The sequence below is a fragment of the Streptomyces nigrescens genome (assembly GCF_027626975.1).
GTDB lineage: Bacteria > Actinomycetota > Actinomycetes > Streptomycetales > Streptomycetaceae > Streptomyces > Streptomyces nigrescens.
In genome coordinates this window covers 3,364,876-3,389,303 of the sequence record NZ_CP114203.1, presented here as the reverse complement: position 1 = coordinate 3,389,303, position 24,428 = coordinate 3,364,876, and the positions used below count along the sequence as shown (strand labels likewise).

The following is a 24,428-nucleotide window of genomic DNA, read 5'->3' as shown; positions in this document are numbered from 1 at the left end:
ACCTCCTCAGGACCGGCGATCCACGTGAGTTCCTCCTTCTCGGCCGCCCCGCCGACGCAGCAGCCCCACCGGGCGGCGCGGCGGGCTGCCGCGGGCGCGTACCGACTGGTGCGCACCCCGCCGGGGCGGGTGGATCCTCCTGACTTGGACGCAGCCCAGCGCGCCGTGGTTGACCACCGGCACGGGCCGCTGCTGGTCCTGGCCGGGCCGGGCACCGGCAAGACCACCACCCTGGTGGAGTCGGTGGCCCGCCGGGTACGGGCCGGCGACGACCCCGAGCGGATCCTCGTCCTCACCTTCAGCCGCAAGGCCGCCGTCGAACTCCGCGACCGGCTCGCGGCCCGGCTGGCCGCTCTTGAGGGGCAGCCCGACGGGCGTCCCGGTACGGCCGTCGGCGGACGGCGGGCGGGCATCCCGCAGGCGACGACCTTCCACTCCTTCTGCTACGCCCTGGTCCGCGCCCACCAGGACGCCGACCTCTTCGCCGACCCCCTGCGGCTGCTGTCCGGACCCGAGCAGGACCTCGTCGTCCGTGAGCTCCTCGAAGGACAGGCGGAGCTGGCCGGCGCCGGCCGCGCCCTGGTGAGCTGGCCGGACGAACTGCGGGCCTGCCTGACCACCCGCGGGTTCGCCGACGAGGTCCGCGCGGTGCTCGCCCGCAGCCGCGAACTGGGCCTGGGCCCCGAGGCCCTCGGCGCCTTCGCCCGGCGCACCGGCCGCCCCGACTGGAGCGCCGCGGCCGCCTTCCTCGCCGAATACCTCGACGTCCTGGACGCCCAGGGTGTCCTGGACTACGCCGAGCTGGTGCACCGCGCGGTGCTGCTCGCCGAACACACCGATGTCGCGGCGCAGCTGGCCCGTAGTTATGACGCGGTCTATGTCGACGAGTACCAGGACACCGACGTCGCCCAGGTACGGCTGCTGCGCGCGCTCGCCGGCAACCACGGGGCCACCGGCACACCGGGCTCCCCGGGCCGCACCCTCATCGCCTTCGGCGACCCCGACCAGTCGATCTACGCCTTCCGCGGCGCCGACATCAACGGCATCCTCGACTTCCCCGAGACCTTCCGGCGCGGCGACGGCACCCCCGCCCCGGTGGCCGTACTCGGCACCTCCCGGCGCTCCGGCGCCACCCTGCTCGCGGCCACCCGGCTGCTCACCCGCCGGATGCCGCTCACCCGGCTGCCCGCCCAGAAGGTCCGCGCCCACCGCGAGCCCGCGCCCGTACGGGACGGCGGCCGCGTCGAGGTGTACACGTACCCGACACCCGGCGCCGAACTCGACAACATCGCCGACATCCTGCGGCGTGCCCACCTGGAGGACGGGGTGCCCTGGCGCGAGATGGCCGTCCTCGTCCGCGCCGGAGGGCGCTCGCTCCCCGCCGTGCGCCGGGCGCTCACCTCTGCCGGCGTACCGCTCGACATCGACGGCGACGATCTGCCGCTGCGCCACGAACCCGCCGTCGCCCCGTTGCTGACGGCCCTCCGGGCGGCGGCACGGGCCGCCCTGCGGCAGGAGCCGGGTGGGGCTGCCGATGGTGAGTCGGCTGATGCTGTCGATGGTGAGCTGGCCGATGCTGCCGATGGTGGCGCCGGGGTCGGTGGTGGTGAAGCCGGTGTGGATGAGGCCGGTGGGGGCGCCTCCGTCGTGGATGCGTTGCGTGCGGGCGAACCCGGTGGGAACGAGGCCGATGGGGGCGAGGCCGGGCCCGGCGGATCCGATGCGGACGAGGCAGGGCCGGGCGACCCCGACGTGAACGAGCCCGTTCCGGACGCCCCTGGTGCCGGCGCATCCACTGGGGTCACCCCCACCCCCGCCACCCCCCGGTGGCTCGACGCCGAGACCGCGCTCGACCTGCTGGCCTCCCCGCTGGGCGGGATGGACTCCGCCGACCTGCGCCGCCTGGGCCGCGCCCTGCGCGAGGAGGAACGGGCCGCCGGACAACCACTGCCGCGCCCCTCCGACGAGCTGATCGCCCGGGCACTCGCCGAACCCCAGCGCCTGGTGGCCCACGACCCCGCCTACGCGCGCGGCGCCCAGCGCCTGGGCCTGCTGCTGCGCAAGGCCCGCGAACTGCTGGCCGGCGGCGGCACCGCCGAGCAGGCCCTGTGGGAGCTGTGGGACGGCACCCCCTGGCCGCAGCGCCTGGAGCGGGCCGCCCACCGCGGCGGCGCCGCCGGCCGCAACGCCGACCGGGACCTGGACGCCGTCGTCGCCCTGTTCGAGACCGCGGCCCGCGCCGAGGAACGCACCGGCGGCCGCGGCGCCCTCAACTTCCTGGAGGAACTCGACGCCCAGGACATCGCCGCCGACACCCTCACCCGCCGCGCCGTCCGCCCCGACGCCGTACGGCTGATGACCGCCCACCGTGCCAAGGGCCTGGAATGGCGGCTCGTCGTCGTTGCCGGCGTCCAGGAAGGCCTCTGGCCCGACCTGCGCCGGCGCGGCTCGCTCCTGGAGGCCGACCGGATCGGCCGCGACGGCCTGGCCGAACCGCTCACCCCGGGCGCGCTGCTCGCCGAGGAACGCCGGCTGTTCTACGTGGCCACCACCCGCGCCCGCGAACGCCTGGTCGTCACCGCCGTGAAGGCCACGGCCGACGACGGCGACCAGCCGTCCCGTTTCCTCACCGAGCTGGGCGTCACCCCTCAGGACATCACCGGCCGCCCCCGCCGCCCCCTCTCGGTGGCCGCGCTGGTCGCCGAGCTGCGCGCCACCACCGTCGACCCCGCGGCCACCCCCGCGCTGCGCGAGGCCGCCGCCCAGCGGCTCGCGAAACTGGCCGCGCTGCACGACGACGACCACCACCCCCTGGTGCCGGCCGCCCACCCGGACAACTGGTGGGGCCTGCACGAACCCACTCACAGCAGCGTCCCGCTGCGCGACCGCGACCGTCCCGTGGTCCTCTCCGGCAGCGCCCTCGACCAGCTCGCCCACACCTGCTCCCTCCAGTGGTTCCTGGGCCGCGAGGTCAAGGCGGACACCCCGGCCACCGCCGCCCAGGGCTTCGGCAACGTCGTCCATGTGCTCGCCGACGAGGTCGCCTCCGGCCGCACCCCCGCCGATCTGACCGTCCTCATGGAGCGCCTGGACTCCGTATGGGACGCCCTCGCCTTCGACGCCCCCTGGAAGTCACGCCAGGAAAAGGACCATGCGCGCGCCGCCCTGGAGCGCTTCCTGCGCTGGCACGTCATGGAACGCGAGACCCGCGGCCGGGACACCGTCGCCACCGAGCACGGCTTCGACCTCACCCTCCGGGCCGGTGCCTACGAGGTCCGTATCCGCGGCAGCATGGACCACGTCTCCCAGGACACACAGGGCCGGGCGTATGTCGTCGACTTCAAGACCGGCAAACAGAAACCGACCGGCCCCGAAGTCGCCCGCCACCCCCAGCTCGCCGTCTACCAGCTCGCGGTGCGCGAAGGTGCGGTCGACGACGCCTTCGACGGCCGCACCCCCGAAGCGGGCGGCGCGGAACTGGTCCATCTGCGGCTGGGCGCACCCCAGAAAGAGGGCGGCGACGCGCTGCCCGCCGTACAGGCGCAGCAGCCGCTGGACGGGGAGTGGGTCGGAGAACTCCTCGCCACCGCCGCGGGCCGCGTGCTGGAGGAACGGTTCACACCCACCACCGGCAGCCATTGCACCCACTGCTCCTTCCGGGCCTCGTGCAGCGCCCAGCCGGAGGGGCGCCACATCGTGGAGTGAGCGGGCGGGACGCCGGGCCGCCGGGCGGCCGCGAGCCACCGCCGTGACCCGGCCCTGGCCCCAGGCCCCGGCCCTGTCCCATGTCCCGGCCCTGGCCCCGTGCCCCGACTCTGCCCCGTGACCTGCGACGACGAAGCCGGCGACGGCGACTGTCAGTGGCGGCCGTTACGGTTCTTGCTGTGTCAGCTCGCCTCACCGACCCCGAGCAGCTCAAGGAGCTGCTCGGCATCCCGTTCACCCCGGAGCAGACGGAGTGCATCACCGCCCCGCCCGCCCCGCAGGTCATCGTGGCCGGAGCCGGATCCGGCAAGACCACGGTCATGGCCGCCCGCGTGGTGTGGCTGGTCGGCACCGGCCAGGTCGCCCCCGAACAGGTCCTCGGGCTGACCTTCACGAACAAAGCCGCCGGAGAACTCGCCGAACGCGTCAGGGCCGCCCTGCTCGCCGCCGGCGTCACCGACCCCGACGCCCTCCCGCCCGCCACCGGCGACCAGCCCCCCGGCGAGCCGCGGATCTCCACCTACCACGCCTTCGCCGGCCAGCTCCTCAAGGACCACGGCCTGCGCATCGGCCTGGAACCCAGCGCCCGGCTCCTCGCCGACGCCACCCGCTTCCAGCTCGCCGCCCGTACCCTGCGCGCCGCCCCCGGCCCCTACCCGGCGCTCACCACCTCCCTGCCCTCCCTCGTGGAGGACCTCCTCGCCCTGGACGCCGAGCTCGCCGAACACATCGTGGACCCCGCCGCACTCCGCGCCTACGACAGCGAACTCCTCGCCGCCCTCGACGGTGTGAAACTCACCAACGCGGACCTGCGCAAGGCCCCCGAAACCGCCCGCGGCCGCCTGGAACTGCTCGACCTCGTCACCGCCTACCGCAGCGAAAAGCGCCGCCGCGACCTCCTCGACTTCGGCGACCAGATCGCCCACTCCGCGACCCTCGCCACCACCCGCCCGGAAGTCGGCCGCATTTTGCGCGACGAATTCCGCGTCGTCCTCCTCGACGAGTACCAGGACACCTCCGTCGCCCAACGCCTGCTGCTCTCCGGCCTCTTCGGCTCCGGGGCCGGAGACGAGGCCGGGTCCGGGGCCGGGGGCGCCACCGGTCACGCCGTCACCGCCGTCGGCGACCCCTGCCAGGCCATCTACGGCTGGCGCGGCGCCTCCGTGGCCAACCTCGACGACTTCCCCGCCCACTTCCCCTTCCAGGACGGCACCCCCGCCCGCCGGTACGCCCTCAGCGAGAACCGCCGCAGCGGCGGCCGCCTCCTCGACCTCGCCAACGGCCTCGCCGCCCCCCTCCGCCGGATGCACGAAGGCGTCGAAGCCCTGCGCCCCGCCCCCGGCGCCGAGCGCGACGGCCTCGTCCGCTGCGCCCTGCTGCCCACCCACGCCGAAGAGCTCACCTGGCTCGCCGACTCCCTCGCCCACCTCGTCCACACCGGCACCCCACCCGGAGAAATCGCCGTTCTCTGCCGCACCGCCGGTGATTTCGCCCGTATCCAGGGCGAACTGGTCGCCCGGGACATCCCCGTAGAGGTCGTCGGCCTCTCCGGGCTGCTGCATCTGCCCGAGATCGCCGATCTCGTCGCCGTCTGCGAGGTGCTCCAGGACCCCACGGCCAACGCCGCCCTGGTCCGCCTGCTGATCGGCCCGCGCTGGCGGATCGGCCCCCGCGACCTGGCGCTCCTCGGCCGCCGCGCCCGCACCCTCGTCCACCACGGCGGCCCGTCCGACGACCCCGGACAACGCCTCGCCGAGGCCGTCGAGGGCGTCGACCCCGCCGAGACCATCTCGCTCGCCGACGCACTCGACACCTTCCTGGAAGCCGAAGGACCCGACGACGGCCTCCCGTTCTCCGCCGAGGCACGGGTGCGCTTCGCCTACCTCGCCACCGAACTCCGTGACCTGCGCCGCTCCCTCGGCGACCCCCTCATGGACGTGCTCCACCGGGTGCTCGCCGCCACCGGCCTGGAAGTCGAGCTGTCCGCATCCCCGCACGCCCTCGCCGCCCGCCGCCGCGAAACCCTCGGGACCTTCCTCGACATCGCGGCCGGATTCGCCGCCAAACAGGGCGGCGAATCCCTCGACGGCGACGCCACCCTCCTCGCCTTCCTCGGCTTTCTGCGCACCGCCGTCCAGTACGAGAAGGGCCTCGACAGCTCCCTCCCCGGCGGCGACAACACCGTCAAAGTGCTCACCGCCCACAAATCCAAGGGCCTGGAATGGGACGTCGTCGCCGTACCCGGCCTGGTCGGCAAGCAATTCCCCAGTGAACAGGCCCGCGAGTCCTGGACCAGCCGCCCCAAGGTCCTCCCGCACGCCCTGCGCGGCGACGCGGCGACCCTCCCCGACGTCGGGGAATGGACCGCCCGCGGCCTGAAATCCTTCAAGGAGGCGATGAAGCAGCACCAGGAAACCGAGGAACTCCGCCTCGGCTATGTCACCTTCACCCGCCCCCGCTCCCTGCTGCTCGGCTCCGGCCACTGGTGGGGCCCCCAGCAGAAGCGGCCGCGCGGCCCGTCCGCCTTCCTGGAGGCCCTGCGCGAGCACTGCGAAGCCGGACACGGCGAGATCGAGCACTGGGCCGCGGCCCCCGAGGACGGCGAGGAGAACCCGGCCCTCTCCGAGGCCGCCACGGAACAGGCCTGGCCGCTGCCCCTCGACCCCACCGCCACCGCCCGCCGCCGCGCCGCCGCGGCCACGGTCCGCGCCCACCTGGAACGCCGGACGGGGCAGCAGGCGGGGCAGCAGGCGACCGTCTCCGCCTCCGCCGCGCCCTCCCTCTCCGCCCACGACCCCGACTGGCCGCCGCCCCCGCCGGACGACACATGGGAACCGGACCCTTACGACCCGTACGACGTACCCGAGACCGACGCATTCGGCCTCCGGGAAGCCGACCCGTTCGAGGACGCCGCGGCGTACGACGTGCCCGATGCCGGCCCCTTCGCGGCGGGTTCTTTCGAGGCGGACCCTTTCGAAGCTGATGCCTTCGAAGGCGGGCCGTCCGACGCCGGCCCGTCCGAGGACGCCGCGGTGCACGACGTCCCGGCGTACGACACCGCCGAGGCCGAGGCCGAGGCCCGGGCCCAGACGCAGGGTCGGGCCGGGAACGGGACCGCGCCCGCCCCCGCGGCGGCCCGGCCCGCACCCCGCCCCCGCATCGTCGCCCAGCGCTCCACCGAGCCCGACCTCACCGACCCGGCCGACGCGGCCCACACGGCCGACACCACCCACCCCGACCCCGTCACCACCCACCACGGGGGCACCGCCCACCCCGACGACATCGCCCTTCCCGACGACATTGCCCTACCCGACGAGGACACCGCCCCCCATTCCCTCCTCCCCGAGGAGCGCCGCACCGTCGGCTCCTGGGACCGCGATCTGGATGCGCTCGCCGCCGAGCTGCGCCGCGCCCGCGCGACCGTCCGCGACGTCCCGCTGCCGTCCGCGCTCAGCGCCACCCAGCTCCTCCGCCTCGCCGCCGACCCGAACGGCTTCGCCCGCGAGCTCGCCCGCCCCATGCCGCGCCCGCCACAGCCCGGCGCCCGCCGGGGCACCCGCTTCCACGCCTGGGTCGAATCCCGCTTCGAAGAGCTCACGCTGCCGCTGCTCGGCCCCGACGAACTGCCCGGCGCCGAACCGGGCGAGGAAACCGAGATCGTCGACGAGCACGACCTCGACACCCTCAAGGAAGCCTTCGCCCGCACCCCCTACGCCCACCGCACGCCTTACCGGGTCGAGGCCCCCTTCCAGCTGACCCTCGCGGGCCGGGTGATCCGCGGCCGGATCGACGCCGTCTACAAGGAGCCCGGCCCCGACGGCGACCGCTTCGAGATCGTCGACTGGAAAACCGGCCGCGCCCACACCGCCGACCCCCTCCAGCTGGCCGTCTACCGCCTCGCCTGGGCCGAGCGGTACGGCCTGGAGCCCTCCGCCGTCGACGCCGCCTTCCTCTACGTCCGCAGCGGCGAGGTGGTCAGACCCGCCCGGCTCCCCGGCCGGGCCGGGCTCGAACGCATCCTGCTCGGCGAGACCGCCGACCGGCCTCCCCCGGAAGGCCGATAGGCTCGGTCGTATGAGCACCACCCCGGACAGCGCCGTCCACGCGTACCTCACCCTCCACCGCGAAGCCTTCCTCGAAGACCTCGCCGAGTGGCTGCGCATCCCCTCCGTGTCCGCCGACCCGGAGCGCGCCGGCGATGTACGCCGCAGCGCCGAATGGCTCGCCGCGAAGCTCACCGACACCGGCTTCCCGACCACCGAGATCTGGGAGACCGGCGGCCTGCCCGCGGTCTTCGCCGAATGGCCCTCCGGCGACCCGTCCGCGCCGACCGTGCTCGTCTACGGCCACCACGACGTCCAGCCCGCCGCCCGCGAGGACGGCTGGCACACCGACCCCTTCGTGCCGCAGACCATCGACGGCAAGCTCTACGCCCGCGGTGCCGCCGACGACAAGGGCCAGGTCTTCTTCCACACCCTGGGCGTGCGCGCGCATCTCGCCGCGACCGGTCGCACCGCCCCCGCCGTCAACCTCAAGCTGCTGATCGAGGGCGAGGAGGAGTCCGGCTCACCGAACTTCCCGGCCCTGATCGAAAAGCACGCCGACCGCCTCGCCTGCGACGCGGTGATCGTCTCCGACACCGGCATGTGGTCCAAGGACACCCCCACGGTGTGCACCGGTATGCGCGGCCTGACGGACTGCCAGATCGACCTCTACGGCCCCGACCAGGACATCCACTCCGGATCGTTCGGCGGCGCCGTCCCCAACCCCGCCACCGAGGCCGCCCGGCTGGCCGCCGCGCTGCACGACACCGACCGCCGCGTCGCCGTCCCCGGCTTCTACGACGGCATGATCGAACTCACCGACCGCGAACGGGAACTCTTCGCCGAGCTCCCCTTCGACGAGGAGGAGTGGCTGCGCACCGCGCATTCCCACGCCCCCCTCGGCGAGGCCGGAAGCACCACCCTGGAACGCATCTGGGCCCGCCCCACCGCCGAGGTCAACGGCATCGGCGGCGGCTACCAAGGCCCCGGCGGCAAGACGATCGTGCCCGCCACCGCACAGCTCAAGCTGTCCTTCCGGCTGGTCGCGGGACAGAACGCGGCCGCCGTGCAGCAGTCCGTACGCGACTGGGTCGCAGCGAGCCTCCCGGCCGGCATCCGCCACGAGATCTCCTTCTGGGGCGCCACCCGCCCCTGCCTCACCCCGCTCGACCACCCCGCGCTCCAGTCCGTCGTCCGCGCCATGGGCCGGGCCTTCGGCCAGAAGATCCGCTTCACCCGCGAGGGCGGCTCCGGACCGGCCGCCGACCTCCAGGACGTCCTCGGCGTCCCGGTCCTCTTCCTCGGCATCTCCATCCCGTCCGACGGCTGGCACGCACCGAACGAAAAGGTCGAGCTCGACCTGCTGATGAAGGGCGTCGAGACCGCCGCCCACCTGTGGGGCGACCTGGCGGAGACCTGGCACACGGCCTGACCGCGCGCACCGCCGTACCGACCCGCGCCCGTACGCAGCAATCACCCACGCCATAGGGGGAGTTGGAAACAGCAGTGACCACCTGGACCGACCACAGCGCCGACCGGCCGCTCACCTTCAGCGCGCCGAGCGGAATCGACCGCTCCGCCCATCACCGCCTCGACGAGGCCTGGCTGGCGGCGGCCTGGAGCCACCCGACGACGCGCGTCTTCGTGGTGTCCGGCGGTCAGGCGCTGATCGACGACACCCCCGACGGCCGCACCGAGCTGATCACGACGCCGTCCTTCGAGGCGCCGCTGACCGAGGCGCACCGCTACTATCTCGGCACCGACGACGAAGGCGTCAGCTACTTCGCCCTCCAGAAGGACTCGCTGCCCGGCCGCATGGACCAGTCCGCGCGCCCGGCGGGCCTGCGCGAGGCGGGCCTGCTGCTCTCCCCCCGCGACGCCGGCCTCCTCGTCCACGCCGTCGCCCTCGAGAACTGGCAGCGGCTGCACCGCTTCTGCTCACGCTGCGGCGAACGCACCGTCATCGCCGCCGCCGGCCATATCCGCCGCTGCCCGGCCTGCGGCGCGGAGCACTACCCGCGCACCGACCCCGCCGTGATCATGCTCGTCACCGACGAGGAGGACCGCGCCCTCCTGGGCCGCCAGGTCCACTGGCCCGAGGGCCGCTTCTCCACCCTCGCGGGCTTCGTCGAGCCGGGGGAGTCCATCGAGCAGTCGGTGGCCCGCGAGGTCTTCGAGGAGGCCGGTGTCGTCGTCGGCGACGTCGAATACATCGCCAGCCAGCCCTGGCCCTTCCCCTCCAGCCTGATGCTGGGCTTCATGGCGCGCGCCACCTCCTCCGAGATCCAGGTCGACGGCGAGGAAATCGAAGAGGCCCGCTGGTTCTCCCGCGAGGACCTGCGCGCCGCCTTCGAATCCGGCGAGGTCCTCCCGCCGTACGGCATCTCCATCGCCGCCCGCCTCATCGAACTCTGGTACGGCAAGCCGCTGCCCAAGCCGTGAGCGGGGGGTGGTGGGCGGCCGGTGCACAGGGCACCGGCACGCCTGACGCCGTGATGTCCTGACGCTGTGATGCCTGGGCGCTGTGATGCTCTGGCGCCGCGATGGCCTGGCGTCCGGATGCCTGGGCGTCCTGCTTCATGACCCGACCATCGGGATGGCCTGATGCGCCGGGATGCCCCGACGCCATGAGGCACGGACAAGGGCCGCCGGCCGAATCCCTTGGACGGGACGGCCGACGGCCCTTGGAACTGATCATGCCGACGGAGCCACTGGTACGGATCGGGGCCGCGCATGCGGCATGAGACCGCTCACGGTCGCATGCGGTACGAAAGCCACTCACGCGGGACGGGGCGGTTCCCGTGGACCCGGGCCGCCCGCCGCGGAGCGCCCCGGACGAAGCTGCTCGCACGGGGTGGCGCACCACCAGGGCGGCCTCGCCGCGTGTGTCAGGAGCCCTGCAGCAGCCACGGTGGCCGCGCAGCCCTCCAGGCAGCTGAGCCGCCCACCCCGCCGCCGCCGAGCGGAGCGGTCACTCCGTCAAGGCGGCGGTGAAGCGTCCGGCGCTCAGGCCCCGACCTTCTCCTTGACCTGCGCCAGGGACGGGTTGGTCAGCGTCGACCCATCCGGGAACAGCACGGTCGGCACCGTCTGGTTGCCGCCGTTCGCCTTCTCCACGAACGCCGCGGAATCCGGGTCCTGCTCGATGTTGATCTCGGTGTATGCGATGCCCTCGCGGTCCATCTGGCCCTTCAGCCGACGGCAGTAACCGCACCAGGTCGTGCTGTACATCGTCACAGTGCCCGCCATGCGCCCTGCGCTCCTTCGATAAGTCTTGATCCAATACCACCCGCATCCGTACCCGGCGCGGCCAAGGAACTCAACGCACATCACCCCTCAGCCATTCCCGGCCTCCCGAGAGGCCTGCGCCAGCAAGGGGACGGGGGCCCACGGGCGGCATGGCGGCAGAGCCCGCCCCCCTCCCGCGCGTCGGCTACCGAGATTGGGCCAGCTGGCTGGGGGGGGACCCCGCCCCCACCCCCGCCCCACCCCAACCCCCCACCGACCAGAGCCACCCCTCAAAACTGTCCCCAGCCCCAGCCCCAGCCCCAGCCCCAGCCCCAGCCCCAGCCCCGGGCCGAGCCCAGCCCCAGCCCCAGCCCAGCCCCGCACCCAGCCCCGCCGAAAACCCGCCGGCGCCCATCTGCCCGCAGCCCGCCGCCATCCGCCCGCCGCCATCCGACCGCCGGAACAAAGCAAAGCACTCGCCGCGGCCGCGCACCGTCCGTTGTCCACAGCGGACGGGATGCGTACGACCGGGGTCCGGCGGCTGTGGACAGGTTTCCCGGGCGTCTCGGCGGACCTGGCAGCATGGCGGGGTGACAGCAGCAACGGACTCCTCTCTTTTCCCCCAGGTGCCTGACTCGGCGGACGGGGTGCTCGACGGGCTCGACCCCGAGCAGCGCGAGGTCGCGACGGCTCTGCACGGTCCGGTGTGTGTGCTGGCGGGTGCCGGCACGGGCAAGACCCGCGCGATCACCCACCGGATCGCGTACGGGGTAAGGGCCGGGATTCTGCAGCCCGCGAGTGTGCTCGCTGTCACGTTCACTGCCCGCGCGGCCGGTGAGATGCGCGGCCGGCTGCGTCAGCTCGGCGCGGGCGGTGTCCAGGCCAGGACGTTCCACTCCGCGGCCCTGCGGCAGCTCCAGTTCTTCTGGCCGAAGGCGGTCGGTGGCGAGGTTCCGCGGCTGCTGGAGCGCAAGATCCAGCTCGTCGCCGAGGCCGCCGCCCGCTGTCGCATCCGGCTCGACCGCAATGAGCTGCGCGATGTCACGGCCGAGATCGAGTGGTCCAAGGTCACCCAGACCGTCCCGGCCGACTATCCGGCGGCGGTCGCCAAGGCGGGTCGTGAGGCCCCGCGCGACCCGGCCGAGATCGGGCAGATCTACAGGACGTACGAACAGCTCAAGCGCGACCGGGGCAGCATCGACTTCGAGGATGTGCTGCTGCTCACGGTCGGTGTGCTGCAGGACCGGCACGACATCGCCGAGCAGGTCCGTGCGCAGTATCAGCACTTCGTCGTCGACGAGTACCAGGACGTCAGCCCGCTCCAGCAGCGGCTGCTGGAGCTGTGGCTGGGGGACCGCGACAACCTCTGCGTGGTCGGCGACGCCAGCCAGACGATTTACAGCTTCACCGGCGCCACCCCCGACCACCTCCTCAACTTCCGCACCCGCCATCCGAACGCGACGGTCGTCAAGCTCGTCCGCGACTACCGCTCCAGTCCCCAGGTCGTGCACCTCGCCAACGGCCTGCTCTCCCAGGCCAAGGGGCGGGCGGCCGAACACCGCCTGGAGCTGATCTCGCAGCGCGAGGCGGGCCCCGAGCCCGTGTACACGGAGTACGCCGACGAGCCCGCCGAGGCCGAGGGCACCGCCCGCCGGATCCGTGACCTGATCGCTTCCGGTGTGTCGGCCGGCGAGATCGCCGTCCTCTTCCGCATCAACGCCCAGTCCGAGGTCTACGAGCAGGCGCTGGCCGATGTCGGTGTGCCGTATCAGCTGCGGGGCGCCGAGCGGTTCTTCGAGCGGCCGGAGGTGCGTGAGGCAGGCGTCAAGCTGCGGGGCGCCGCCCGCTTCGGGGCCAACGACGCGTTGCTCGACGACGCGGTGGACCTGCCGTCCGAGGTGCGGGCGGTGCTCAGCGACATGGGCTGGTCCAGCCGGCCCCCGGCCGGTTCCGGGGCGGTGCGGGACCGCTGGGAATCCCTGGCGGCACTGGTGCGGCTCGCCGAGGACTTCGCCGAGGCCCGGCCCACGGCCACCCTCGCCGACCTCGTCGCCGAGCTGGACGAACGGGCCAACGCGCAGCACGCGCCGACGGTCGAAGGCGTGACCCTCGCGTCCCTGCACGCCGCCAAGGGCCTGGAGTGGGAGGCCGTCTTCCTGGTCGGTCTCACCGAAGGCATGATGCCGATCACCTACGCCAAGACCGACGAGCAGATAGAGGAGGAACGCCGGCTGCTGTATGTCGGCGTCACCCGTGCCCGGCTGCATCTGGGGCTGTCCTGGTCGCTGGCGCGCTCTCCGGGCGGGCGGGCCTCCCGCCGCGCCAGCCGGTTCCTGAGCGGCCTGCGGCCGGGCTCCGGGGCAGTGGCAGGCCGCCGCACGCCGGGCGCGGTCTCAGGGGGCGTCGAGCGCGGTGAGGGGGCGTCGGCAGTGGCACGGCGCCCCAAGCACCGCAGCCCGGCCCGCTGCCGGGTCTGCAACAGGACGCTCACGGACGCGGGCGAGATGAAACTGATGCGGTGTGAGGACTGCCCCTCGGAGCTGGACGAGGCGCTCTACGAGCGGCTGTGCGAGTGGCGGGCCGAGCAGGCCGCGCGCTCCCGGCAGCCCGCGTACTGCGTCTTCACCGACAAGACACTGATGGCGATCGCGGAGGCCGTTCCGGGAACCGAATCGGAGCTTGCGGTCATCTCAGGAGTGGGGCGGCGGAAGTTCGACCGCTACGGCAGCGATGTGCTGGCAATCTGTGCCGGCGAGGAGCTCGCGGGGGTCTTGGAGGAGGGGCCCGGAGGCGCCGCGAAAAACTCGTCGAAAAAATAGTTTGCGCGCGCGGAGCGCATCCCCATAGCCTTCGGAAGCAACGGAGACAACGGAACCTTCCGAGATCCGATGGATCCGTGCTGTACTTGAACACCCTGGAACGGGATTCCCGGTCCACCGAGACGCCGAGAGGAGGCGAGCCCAGTGATCAGCATTATCGAGACCAACAAAATGACCGATCTCTCGGTCGTCGCCACCTGCACGCTCGGCTCCTCGCTCCCTGGCACCGGTCTGTCCGGCTTCGGCCGCCTGTCCGGTACCGAGGTCGCGCGCCCCGAGTCCCTCGCTGTGCTGACGCGCAGTGAGCGCACCGCGCGACCGACCGAGGCACCTGCGGTAGCAGCAGCGGCGGCATCGGCGAATGCCTTTGCCTTCGCGGCGGCCAATGGTGCCGGATCCCGGAAGCAGTACCAGACGCAGCATGAAATGTGGGCCTACCGCGGCCTCGAACCCTGGAGAGATCCAGCCTGATCGGCACGATCAGGTCGGCACCTTCCAGGGCCGCGGAACCCACACCGGGATCCGCGGCCCTTTTGTTTGCCCATGCGCCCGCCACCAGCCGGGCCGAACAGACGAGGAACACACCACCGTGCAACTCCAGACGCACACCCCGTCCGTAGCAACCGACCTGATCCCTCCGCCCGACCCTCAGGAGAACTCCTTGCTGCCCCTCACCGAGCTCGACGACGAGATCGACCGCCTCGGCGCCGCTGTTCCGTGCCGTACCTACGACCCGGAGGTCTTCTTCGCCGAGTCCCCGGCCGACGTCGAGTACGCCAAGACGCTGTGCCAGACCTGCCCCGTCCGTGAGGCCTGTCTCGCCGGTGCCAAGGACCGCCGTGAGCCGTGGGGTGTCTGGGGCGGCGAGCTCTTCGTCCAGGGTGTCGTCGTGCCGCGGAAGCGTCCGCGTGGCCGTCCGCGTAAGAACCCGGTTGCGGCATGAACACCATCGGCACAGGAACGATCGACCGTCCCCTCACACGGGACCCCCAGAAGCAGGACCACACGATGAACCCGACTTTCACCGACACACCCGTCCCCATGAACACCGACGTGATCGAGTCGCGTCAGAACAGGAACCACGCAATGCAACTCATCCCAGAAGCCCTGGCGCGTGCTCATATGCACGAACGCCTCCGGGAGGCCGAATCGGAACGCAGGGCTCATCGGCTCGCCGCCGCGCGGCGTATGCAGCGTCGCGCCGAGCGCGCGTCGCTGCGTGCCCGCCGTGCGCTGGCCATGGCCGTGATGCAGTAACGGCGTCGCACTGATGCCGCCACACAACGGGGTCCGTCCGACAGGGCGGGCCCCGTGGTGCGTTATGTCCCGCTTCCTGTGGTTGGCGGGGATATCGTCGGGCGATGGACCAGAAGACGCATGAACAGGCGGAGTTGGCCGACGGCGGCACGGTGTGCGCGGGCTGCGGCGCAGTGGCCGAGGGCGCCCCGCCGACCTGGACGTGCTCCGTCGAGAACGGTGAACGCCGCTACTTCTGTGACAACTGCGCGCGGGAGAACATCCGGGCCATCGAGGGACGCCTGGATTCGAGCTGGTGGTGAGGCCTCGCGCCACGGAGGCCGGTGAGCCCCGGGCCGCCGCGCCCGCTTTGCCGGCGGAGCGGGCGGCCGATGCGGTGCGGCCCGGCGGGCGGGCTCAGGCCGTGGACCCTTCGACGGCCTCCTCACCGATGTCCGCGCCGACGACGGTGCCGAAGTCGGCGAGGTCCGAGCCGGCCGGCTCTTCCTCGGGTACGAAGCCGGGCATCCATGCCTCGAGTTCGTCGCGCAGCCGTACCGTCGCCCCCAACTGGCACAGCACCCCGATCGTGCTCAGGGTCACACGGTGGATCAGGAGGTATGCGGGCGGCAGATTGAGCTGTTTGCCCAACTGGTGGGCGGGGGAGCGCGGATCGCCGACCCGGGCCGCCTGATGACGCATCCAGCCCCGGGTGAAGGTGAACTCGTCCACCTGCGCGGGTTCGATGATCGGCAGCAGATACTCCAGCACCGCGTCCGGGTCCAGCTCGATGGACTCCTTGACGAAGCCCTCCTCGCACAAAAGCTGGTAGACGGCGTCCGCCTCGCCGTCCAGCGTCATCCGCAGAGAGGCACCGATCGTCGGCGGCAGCCCCTCGGGCAGCCGGTCGACGGTGCCGAAGTCCAGCACCCCCAGCCGCCACTCCTCCACGGGGCCGTCCGGGAAGTCCCCGGCCAGCAGCCGGAAGTTGCCCGGATGCGGGTCGGCGTGCAGCAGGCCCGTACGGGCGGGGCCGGAGAAGAGGAAGCGTGCCAGGAGCTGACCGGCCCGGTCCCGCTGTTCGTCGGTGCCGTCCGCGATCACCTCGGACAGCGGCACTCCCGCCATCCACTCCGTCACCAGCACCTGGTCGCACTGGTGGACCACGGCCGGCACCACCACGTCCGGGTCGTCGGCGAACTCCTCGGCATGTGCCCGCTGGGCCTCCGCCTCCAGGGAGTAGTCCAGCTCCTCCGACACCCGGTCGCGCAGCTCGGTGATCAGCGGCTTGATGTCCATGCCCGGGATCAGCGGACCCAGCAGCCGGGCGAACCGGCTCAGCTGCGACAGGTCCGACAGCAGCGCCTGACCGGCACCCGGATACTGCACCTTGACGGCCACCTCGCGGCCGTCGTGCCACACCCCCCGGTGCACCTGCCCGATCGAGGCCGCCGCGGCCGGCTTGTCCTCGAACTCCTCGAACAGCTCCTGCCAGTCCTCGCCGAGCTGCTCCGCCAGCACCGCGTGCACCGTGCTCGTCGGCATCGGCGGCGCCGCCTCCTGAAGCTTCGTCAGGGCGGCGCGGTAGGGCCCGGCGACCTCCTCGGGCAGCGCCGACTCGAAGACGGACAGCGCCTGCCCGAACTTCATGGCCCCGCCCTTCAGCTCACCGAGCACCTTGAAGAGCTGTTCCGCGGTGCGCTGTTGGAGCTCACGGCCGACGATCTCGGCGGATCTGCCGCCGATCCGCTTGCCCAGGCCCCAGGTGGCGCGGCCGGCGAACCCCAGTGGCAGCGCGGCCAGCTTGGCGGTGCGGGTGACCGCCTTGCGGGGAAGATCAGACATGCGCCCCTCCAACTCACACTGTCCCCCTACCGGGGTTACTCCGTCATTGTGGCGTGTTCCGGCTGAGGATCCGAGGCGCCCGCCGCACTCGGTGAAGCGGCAGCGCCACAGCCGCAGTCCGGATGAGGCTCGATCCGCACCGTCCGCACGCTCGCACACGGTGCCGCGAGCTCCATCCGTGCCCCTGTGCACGGCGGGAGTTCGCCATCGAGGAACGCCAGCGCCTGGACGGCGGCGATCCCCGCGACCGTTGTTGCCAGCGCGGCATCGCAGGCCGGAACCGCGGGTGCACCACGCCCCGACCGCCACTGCGCGAGCAACCGCGGCCAGGCCGGCTCCGCGTCCGTACGACGCAGCTCGTCGCAGCGGGCACAGGCCGAACCGCCGGGCAGCACCAACGGACCCACCACACCCGTGCCCTCGATCACCCCCGCGTAAAGATGCGGAATGCCGGCGATGAGCAACGGCTCGGACAACACCGGGTCGGGGGCGTACGCGCCGAGCCCGTCCCGCGGGGCGAGCACCACGAGCGACAGTCCGGGTTCGCCCGATTCGCTGACCGGGACCCTCGGCCGTGGGGTACGGCTCCAGGGAGAGGACTGCTGGACCAGCCGTTGCGCGGCAGTGCGCCGCCGCTCGCCGATCCGCTCGGCCGGCAGCCCGCCGGGCAGCACGTCCCACGGCTGGACCGTGCCACCGTCGAACACCTCCACCCGCCCGACCCCCGAGGCCGAGAGCAGTGCCGCGATCGCGGAGCCGACCCGCCCCGCTCCCTTGACCCGGGCCCGGATCGCCCGGCGCGCTCCCATCCGGCCCAGCGCGCCCGCGGGCTCCGGATGCTGCACCGACAGGGAGGCCAGATCGGGCCGCAGCTGCTCGAAGGCGGCATGGTCCGCCCGTACCGCCTCGGTCGCCGGACCGCCCGCGGTGGGGGCTTCCAGCAGGCCGGCGGCGCCGAGCCGGTCCACCACACCCCGCACATGCTCGGGCGGGAGGTCCAGTAACGCCGCCTCCTCGACCAGTTGCCGCATGGTGCGGGTGCCGTCGATCAGTGAGAGGAAACTGCCGGTCGCCGTGTCCACCGGGCCGACCACCATCGCATGCGCCGGTGCCACCCCGAACCGCACCGTTTCCCTGTCCCGCCAGCCGCGCCGCAGCGCGGGCTTGAGCATCGGATGCCTCATCTCCGCCCCCGTCCTTCGTCGTCCGGCTCTCAGCATGCGCCCCGCGGCGGATCGGCGCGGAAGTTATCCACAGGCAGTGGGCAATGGTCATACAAGCGGTGCACGCCATGGAGTGGTTCGGTGGCGAACCGTCCGCGGGGCGGGACTTCCCGCCGCGCCAGCGGGTAACGTCGGGCGCGTGCCCGCCGACCCTTCCGCCCACGGCCCGGGGGAGACCCCTCTGCGCCGCGCCGCTGACACCTCGCGCGGGGCTGCCCCGAGCCCCGTGGCCGGCGGGCCGGTCACCAGCGCCGTCGAGGTGCGCCGCAGTTCACGACGGCGCAGAACGGTCTCCGCGTACCGCGAGGGCGACCGCACGGTTGTCCTGATTCCGGCCCGTATGTCCGAGGCCGAGGAACGGCGCTGGGTCACCGTCATGCTGGACAAGCTCGCCGCCCAGGAGAGCAAGCGGATGCTGGGCGACGGCGAGCTGGCCGAGCGCGCCCGGCGGCTGTCCGGTCAGTACCTGGACGGCCGCGCCCGCCCCGCCTCGGTGCGCTGGGTGACCAACCAGAACACCCGCTGGGGATCGTGCACCCCGGCCGAGGGCAGCATCCGCCTCTCGCACCGTCTCCAGGGCATGCCGGAGTACGTCATCGACTACGTCCTGCTGCACGAACTCGCTCATCTGCTGGTCCCCGGCCATGGCCCCCGGTTCTGGCGTCTGCTGGAGTCCTACCCCCGTACGGAACGGGCCCGTGGCTACCTCGAAGGGGTGGTCGCGGCCGACCGGCTGCCCCATCTTCCCGTCGCCCGCGGTGAATGAGGGAGCGCGGCCGGACGAGATCCGCCGCGCCCCGGCATCGCCCGCTGTCGGCGCCAGCGGTTAGCCTGGCCGCGCAGAAGAACTCACAGCCGGAGCGGGGGACGGGCGTTACGTATGGCCAGGGAATTCCAGCGGGGCCACAAGGCCAAAATCGGTGATCTGACGGCGGGAACGGATCTGTACGTCGGTGTGCAGATCGCCGGGCCCGGCCTGACCTTCGACATCAGCTGCTTCGGCCTGGACGCCGACGAGCGGCTCTCCGACGACCGGTACTTCATCTTCTTCAACCAGCCCACCTCGCCCGAGGAGTCGATCCAGCTGCTCGGCGCGCAGGCCGGCGACAGCGAATCGTTCCGGGTCACCCTCGACAAGCTCCCGCCGCACATCCAGAAGCTCTCCTTCACCGCCGCGCTGGACGGCGACGGGCAGGTCTCGCAGATCGGTCCCGGCTACCTCCGGATCGTGGCCGGCGGCGAAGAGGTCGCCCGCTACTCCTTCACGGGCAGCGAGTTCAGCACCGAACGCGCCGTCATGCTCGGCGACTTCTACCTCAAGGACGTCTGGCGGTTCGCCGCGGTCGGCCAGGGCTTCGACGGCGGCCTCGAGGCGCTGCTGAAGAACTTCGGCGGCGAGGTCGCCGAAGAGGCCGAGGCACAGCCCGAGCCGCCCGCCACGGCACAGGGCGTGCCGGGCTTCGCACCGCCGTCCGGGCCGGCCGCCCCCGCGCCGTCCTTCGGGGTGCCCGCCGCGGCGCCCGCCCCGCAGCCCGCGCCCGAGTTCGGCCCGCCCCAGGGCGCGCCGCAGGAAGCACCCCCGGCCGCACCACAGCCCCCGCAGCCCACCGCACCGCAGGTCCACAACGCGCCCACGCTCGCCGCGCCCATGGCCCCGCCGGCCGGCCCGGTCCCGCCGCCCGGTGTGCCCGGGCAGCAGCCGCCGGCCCCGTACGGCCAGCCGGCGCCCGGTCAGGACCCGTACGGCCCGCCGCAGCCCGCACCCGGCGGCTACCCCGGCCAGCAGGCCCCGCAGGCCCCTCCCTACGGACAGCCCGTGCCGCCGCCCGGCGGATACGGTGCCCCGCAGGGCCGGCCCGCCCCGTACGGCCAGCCGGGACAGCAGCCCCCGGGCGCTCCCTATGGGGGCGGTCAGGCGCCGACCGTGCCCCAGGGCGGCGGCCCCGGCCTCGGCGTCGTACTGGACAAGTACAAGGAAAGCCCCACGGGGCAGCGCTGGACTCCCCAGAACAGCAGGCTGATCCGCGTCGACCTCGGCATCGACGGCCAGCCGGTGCTCGCCCGCCAGGGCAGCATGGTGCTCTACCAGGGCAAGGTCGACTTCGGCTACAAGGGCGCCGGCTTCCGCGGCCGGATCGTCGGCAACGCCACCGGCCAGGAAATGCAGCTGATGCGCTGCTCCGGCCAGGGCCAGGTCTTCTTCGCGGAGAACAGCGCCCATGTGCACCCCATCGAGCTGCAGGGCGACGCCATCTGTGTGTCCGCCGAGGCCGTTCTCGCCTTCGACGAGTCGCTGCAGCACGAGGTCCGCCGTATCGAGGGCCACGGCATCCCCGGTGGCGCCCTGTTCACCATGCAGTTCCAGGGGACCGGCACCGTCGTCGTCAAGACCCAGGGCACCCCGGTCGTGCTGCCGGTCACCCCGACCACCTTCGCCGACGCCAACGCCATCGTGGCCTGGTCCGCCGCCTCGCAGGTGATCATCTCCAGCCAGGTGAGCCTGCGCCGGCACGCCTATCCGGGCCACTCCGGCGAGACCGTGAACCTCCAGTTCCGCGGTGCGCCCGGCAACTTCATCGTCGTCCAGCCCTACGAGGTCTGAGGGAGCCCGCACGTCATGAACCAGCAGCAGCTGTCGGGCTACGTCCCGACCCCGCCCGCCGCCCGTATGGAGAACCACGGCAGCGCCATGGTGAAGATCGCCATGCAGAGCGGCCAGGACGTCCTCGCCCGCACCGGCTCGATGGTCGCCTACGAAGGCTTCGTCCAATACGAGCCGAACCCACCCGCCGTCCGCCAGATGGCCTCCCAGTGGCTCACCGGCGAAGGCGCGCCCCTGATGAAGTGCTCCGGCGACGGCCTGCTCTACCTCGCCGACTACGGCGCCGACGTCGTCTGCATCAACCTCAACGACGACTCCCTCTCCGTCAACGGCACCAGCCTCCTCGCCCTCGACGCCCACCTCCAGTGGGGCGTCCAGCGCGTCAAGGGCATGGCGAAGTTCGCCGGTCAGGGGCTCTTCAACGTCCAGATCTCGGGCACCGGCTGGGTCGCCCTGACCTCCCGGGGCACGCCCATCGTCGTCGACTGCGGCCGCGGTGAGGACGAGACCTATGTGGACCCGGACGCCCTGGTCGCCTGGTCGACCAACCTGAAGATGAAGGGCAAGCGCAGCTTCAAGGCGTCCTCGATGATCGGACGCGGCAGCGGCGAGGCGTACCAACTGGGCTTCTCCGGCCAGGGGTTCGTCGTCGTCCAGCCCAGCGAGGACAGCACCGACCGGCTCCGGGCCCGGGGCTGAGGGGGAGGACCGAACACGCCATGCAGAGTCCGCTTTTCGCCTTCACCGAGGCACAGACCCAGGACCGCTACGCCCTGCAGAACAGCCAGCTGCTGCGCGTCGCCCTCCAGGGCCACGAGGACGTCCTCGCCCGTAAGGGCACGATGGTCGCCTATCAGGGACTGCTCGAATTCGACGGCAACTACCAGACGCCGGGCCAGCACCGCACCCGCGCGCACTCCGGTGAGGGCCTCGAGCTGATGCGCGTCTCCGGGCAGGGCACGGTCTATCTGGCCAACCTCGCCCAGTACGTCCATGTCGTCGACGTCGACCACGACGGTCTGACCGTCGACAGCAGCTATGTCCTGGCGCTGGACTCCGGCCTCCACTGGGAGGTCGTCTCCGTCGACAGCCAGTACGGCATCTCCGGCACCGGCAAGTACCAGCTCAACATCTCCGGACGGGGCAAGGTCGCCCTGATGACCTCCGGCGAGCCGCTGATGCTGCAGGTCACCCCCGACAAGTACGTCAACGCCGACGCCGACGCGGTGGTCGCCTGGTCCGCTTCGCTGCGCGTCCAGATGCAGGCGCAGACGCACTCCTCAGGAGTGTTCCGCCGGCGCGGCAACACCGGAGAGGGCTGGGAGCTGAGCTTCCTCGGACAGGGCTACGCACTGGTCCAGCCCAGCGAGCTGCTGCCGCCGCAGAACGCCGTCATCGGCTCCGGTGTGGCCGCCCAGTTCGGCATGGGCCAGCAGGGCGCCCGGGGACAGAACCAGGGCAACATCTTCACCAACTGAGCCGACCGGCCGCTGACGCACCTCCGGCGCCCGCCCCGGGAAGGGACGGGCGCCGGAAGGCGTGGCCGCTGCCGTCTAGAGCAGCGCGCGGGTGCGCTCCACCAGGCGCACGACCGACGCATCGGCGACGCCGGGCACCTCGTCGTACGCGAACCACCGCAGGTCCAGTGACTCGTCGCTGATCTCCGCCACCGCGCCCGCGGGCGCCAGTGCCGCGTACTGCACGTCCAAATGCCAGGCGCAGGGCGTGTGATGACGGTCCAGCCGCACCGGGCCGCCGGGAAGCAGCGTCAGTCCGTGCGCGATCCCCGACTCCTCACGCGCCTCACGCAGTGCCGCATCGGCCAGCGAGGCGTCCTCCGGCTCGCAGTGGCCGCCCATCTGCAGCCACATCTCCAGCTTGCGGTGCAGGGTCAGCAGCACCCGCCCGCCGGCCGGGTCGATCACCAGCGCGCTGGCCGTCAGGTGCCCGTCCTTGCAGGGCTTCCACATGCCGTCCTGATGGGCGGCGAGATGATCCAGATAGGTCAGCCGCAGCTGTTCCTGTTCGGGGGACGGCGCGGGCCACTCCTTGAGCACCCGCGCCGCGTCCTCGTGCAGACTCACTTGTCGCCGTCACCCTTGCTCTCGCCAGGGGTCTCGTCCGGGCCGTCGTTCTCCCGGGCGGGCTTGTCCAGATCCGGCTTGCCGCCGCTCGCGGCCTCGCCGAGCATCTTGTCGAGCTCGGAGAAGTCCGGCTGCTCGTGGTGCACGAACCCGTCCGGATCGTCCAGATCGGCCGCCGTCGGCAGCATGTCCGGGTGCTCCCACAGGCCGTCGCGGCCCTCCAGGCCCCGCGCGTCCGTCAGCGACGCCCACAGCCGCGAGGCGTCCCGCAGCCGCCGCGGACGCAGCTGCAGACCGATCAGCGTCGAGAACGTCTGCTCGGCGGGGCCACCGCTCGCCCGGCGCCGCCGCAGCGTCTCACGGAGCCTGTCCGCCGACGGCAGATGCGGCTTGGCGGCGGCGTGCACCACCGCGTCCACCCAGCCCTCGACGAGCGCCAGCGCGGTCTCCAGACGGGCCAGCGCCGCCTTCTGCTCCGGGGTGTCCTCGGGCTGGAACATGCCCTGCTGAAGGGCGCTCTGCAGCTCCTCGGGATGCTGCGGATCGATCTGGCCGACCACGTCCTCCAGCTTGGTCGTGTCGACCTTGATGCCGCGCGCATAGCCCTCGACGGCACCGAACAGATGCGAGCGCAGCCACGGCACATGCGCGAAGAGCCGCTGATGGGCGGCCTCGCGCAGGGCCAGATACAGCCGCACTTCCTCCTCGGGGACGCCCAGGCCCTCGCCGAACGTCGCGATGTTCCCCGGCAGCAGCGCGGCCTTGCCGGCCGGGCCGAGCGGGAGCCCGATGTCCGTCGAACCGACGACCTCGCCGGCCAGAACGCCCAGCGCCTGGCCGATCTGCGTGCCGAACATCGCGCCGCCCATGGAGCGCATCATCCCGAGCAGCGGGCCCGCCATGGCCTGCATCTCCCCGGGCAGCACATCGCCCATGGCCGCCCCGACGCGCTCGGCGAGCGGATTGACCAGGTCCTTCCACACCGGGAGGGTCTCCTCGACCCACTCGGCGCGGCTCCAGGCCACCACCGAGCCGGAACCCGACGGCAGCGACGTCACACCGTCCAGCCACAGATCCGCCAGCCGCACGGCCTCCTCGACCGCACTGCGCTCACCCGGCGACAGGCTCGCGTCCTTGCTGCCGTCCTCGGCGCCCTGCGCGACGGTCTGCCGCGCGATGTCCTTGGCCATGTCCCAGTTCACCGGGCCGCCCTCGTAGGAGAGCATCTGGCCGAGCTTCTGGAAGGCGGCTCCCAGGTCTCCAGGGTTCATTTCGCCACCGGGGCCGCCCATGCCGCCGAAGAGCGCCGCGAACGGATTGTCCGCGCCGCCGCTCCCGCCGCCGAACCCGAACGGGTCCGCGGGGCCCTGGCTACCTCCCTGGCCGCCCTTCTTCTTGCCGTTGTCGCCGTCCTCCGGCTCCTCCGGCGGAAGGCCGAATCCAAATGGGGTGTCACTCACGGGTTTCCTCGGCTCGTAGGGCCGCCGACCAGGTGGCCGACGGCGGCTGCCCGACATCACCTCCAGCGTAGACACCCGGACCGCTTCGGGGCTCGGTGCTTCGCTGTCCCGGTGGCTGCGGCAGGATGGACGCCACCTGGTGCGTACGCATGACCACACGTTCGCACTGAAGACAACCGCTGG

18 protein-coding genes are annotated in these 24,428 nt (G+C 72.6%); 13 read left to right on the top strand and 5 right to left on the bottom strand.

Going from position 1 to position 24,428, the window contains the following annotated elements:
- Positions 1 to 24: 24 nt before the first annotated feature.
- The 4 genes from STRNI_RS15135 (at position 25) to nudC (ending at position 10,190) form a co-directional block, all read left to right on the top strand.
- Complete coding sequence (locus STRNI_RS15135; protein WP_381844471.1) at positions 25 to 3,705, top strand: ATP-dependent helicase; 3,681 nt, start codon at positions 25 to 27, stop codon at positions 3,703 to 3,705.
- A gap of 179 nt (positions 3,706 to 3,884) precedes the next feature.
- Positions 3,885 to 7,769, top strand: a complete 3,885-nt coding sequence (locus STRNI_RS15130) for an ATP-dependent DNA helicase (protein WP_277411392.1) — start codon at positions 3,885 to 3,887, stop codon at positions 7,767 to 7,769.
- Positions 7,770 to 7,779: 10 nt separating this feature from the next.
- Complete coding sequence (locus STRNI_RS15125) at positions 7,780 to 9,180, top strand: dipeptidase (protein ID WP_159486286.1); 1,401 nt, start codon at positions 7,780 to 7,782, stop codon at positions 9,178 to 9,180.
- Between the two features lie 74 nt (positions 9,181 to 9,254).
- The gene (gene nudC / locus STRNI_RS15120) at positions 9,255 to 10,190 is read left to right on the top strand and encodes an NAD(+) diphosphatase (protein ID WP_159486284.1); all 936 of its coding nucleotides are present in this window, start codon (positions 9,255 to 9,257) and stop codon (positions 10,188 to 10,190) included.
- Positions 10,191 to 10,754: 564 nt separating this feature from the next.
- On the opposite strand, the gene STRNI_RS15115 is transcribed toward nudC, so the two are convergent.
- Positions 10,755 to 10,997 carry a mycoredoxin gene (locus STRNI_RS15115; RefSeq protein WP_018089446.1) on the bottom strand — a complete coding sequence of 81 codons (243 nt, stop codon included), beginning with the start codon at positions 10,995 to 10,997 and terminating at the stop codon, positions 10,755 to 10,757.
- A gap of 569 nt (positions 10,998 to 11,566) precedes the next feature.
- Here STRNI_RS15115 and STRNI_RS15110 point away from each other — a divergent pair.
- The 5 genes from STRNI_RS15110 (at position 11,567) to STRNI_RS15090 (ending at position 15,354) form a co-directional block, all read left to right on the top strand.
- Positions 11,567 to 13,795 (top strand): ATP-dependent DNA helicase UvrD2, encoded by a 2,229-nt coding sequence (locus tag STRNI_RS15110; RefSeq protein WP_277411391.1) that lies wholly within the window; start codon positions 11,567 to 11,569, stop codon positions 13,793 to 13,795.
- A 144-nt stretch (positions 13,796 to 13,939) separates the two neighbouring features.
- Entirely contained in the window at positions 13,940 to 14,266 is a 327-nt protein-coding gene (locus STRNI_RS15105) for a hypothetical protein (protein ID WP_018089448.1), read from the top strand.
- 118 nt (positions 14,267 to 14,384) lie between these two features.
- Positions 14,385 to 14,738: a WhiB family transcriptional regulator gene (locus tag STRNI_RS15100; RefSeq protein ID WP_026169602.1), complete on the top strand. Its 354-nt coding sequence runs from the start codon at positions 14,385 to 14,387 to the stop codon at positions 14,736 to 14,738.
- The gene (locus STRNI_RS15095) at positions 14,735 to 15,052 is read left to right on the top strand and encodes a hypothetical protein (RefSeq protein WP_018089450.1); all 318 of its coding nucleotides are present in this window, start codon (positions 14,735 to 14,737) and stop codon (positions 15,050 to 15,052) included. Before STRNI_RS15100 ends, STRNI_RS15095 begins: the two co-directional genes overlap by 4 nt.
- A gap of 104 nt (positions 15,053 to 15,156) precedes the next feature.
- Positions 15,157 to 15,354 (top strand): hypothetical protein, encoded by a 198-nt coding sequence (locus STRNI_RS15090; protein WP_018089451.1) that lies wholly within the window; start codon positions 15,157 to 15,159, stop codon positions 15,352 to 15,354.
- A gap of 94 nt (positions 15,355 to 15,448) precedes the next feature.
- Here the strand turns inward: STRNI_RS15090 and STRNI_RS15085 are convergent, their stop codons facing one another.
- Together STRNI_RS15085 and STRNI_RS15080 are read right to left on the bottom strand one after the other, a co-directional pair.
- Positions 15,449 to 16,876, bottom strand: a complete 1,428-nt coding sequence (locus tag STRNI_RS15085; protein WP_018089452.1) for an ABC1 kinase family protein — start codon at positions 16,874 to 16,876, stop codon at positions 15,449 to 15,451.
- Between the two features lie 35 nt (positions 16,877 to 16,911).
- Positions 16,912 to 18,060 (bottom strand): ThiF family adenylyltransferase, encoded by a 1,149-nt coding sequence (locus STRNI_RS15080; protein WP_277411390.1) that lies wholly within the window; start codon positions 18,058 to 18,060, stop codon positions 16,912 to 16,914.
- Positions 18,061 to 18,238: 178 nt separating this feature from the next.
- Here STRNI_RS15080 and STRNI_RS15075 point away from each other — a divergent pair, with 178 nt between their 5' ends.
- From STRNI_RS15075 to STRNI_RS15060, 4 genes are all read left to right on the top strand, one after another.
- Positions 18,239 to 18,865, top strand: coding sequence for a M48 metallopeptidase family protein (locus STRNI_RS15075; RefSeq protein WP_159486278.1), 627 nt, complete (start codon positions 18,239 to 18,241; stop codon positions 18,863 to 18,865).
- 114 nt (positions 18,866 to 18,979) lie between these two features.
- The gene (locus STRNI_RS15070; RefSeq protein WP_277411389.1) at positions 18,980 to 20,701 is read left to right on the top strand and encodes a TerD family protein; all 1,722 of its coding nucleotides are present in this window, start codon (positions 18,980 to 18,982) and stop codon (positions 20,699 to 20,701) included.
- 15 nt (positions 20,702 to 20,716) lie between these two features.
- On the top strand, positions 20,717 to 21,400 hold the full coding sequence (locus STRNI_RS15065; protein ID WP_277411388.1) for an AIM24 family protein: 684 nt from the start codon (positions 20,717 to 20,719) through the stop codon (positions 21,398 to 21,400).
- A 20-nt stretch (positions 21,401 to 21,420) separates the two neighbouring features.
- Complete coding sequence (locus STRNI_RS15060) at positions 21,421 to 22,179, top strand: AIM24 family protein (RefSeq protein WP_093643064.1); 759 nt, start codon at positions 21,421 to 21,423, stop codon at positions 22,177 to 22,179.
- A gap of 75 nt (positions 22,180 to 22,254) precedes the next feature.
- On the opposite strand, the gene STRNI_RS15055 is transcribed toward STRNI_RS15060, so the two are convergent.
- Complete coding sequence (locus tag STRNI_RS15055; protein WP_093643067.1) at positions 22,255 to 22,785, bottom strand: NUDIX hydrolase; 531 nt, start codon at positions 22,783 to 22,785, stop codon at positions 22,255 to 22,257.
- The gene (locus tag STRNI_RS15050) at positions 22,782 to 24,245 is read right to left on the bottom strand and encodes a zinc-dependent metalloprotease (RefSeq protein ID WP_018089459.1); all 1,464 of its coding nucleotides are present in this window, start codon (positions 24,243 to 24,245) and stop codon (positions 22,782 to 22,784) included. The genes STRNI_RS15055 and STRNI_RS15050 overlap by 4 nt, the downstream gene beginning before the upstream one ends.
- Positions 24,246 to 24,428 lie beyond the last annotated feature (183 nt).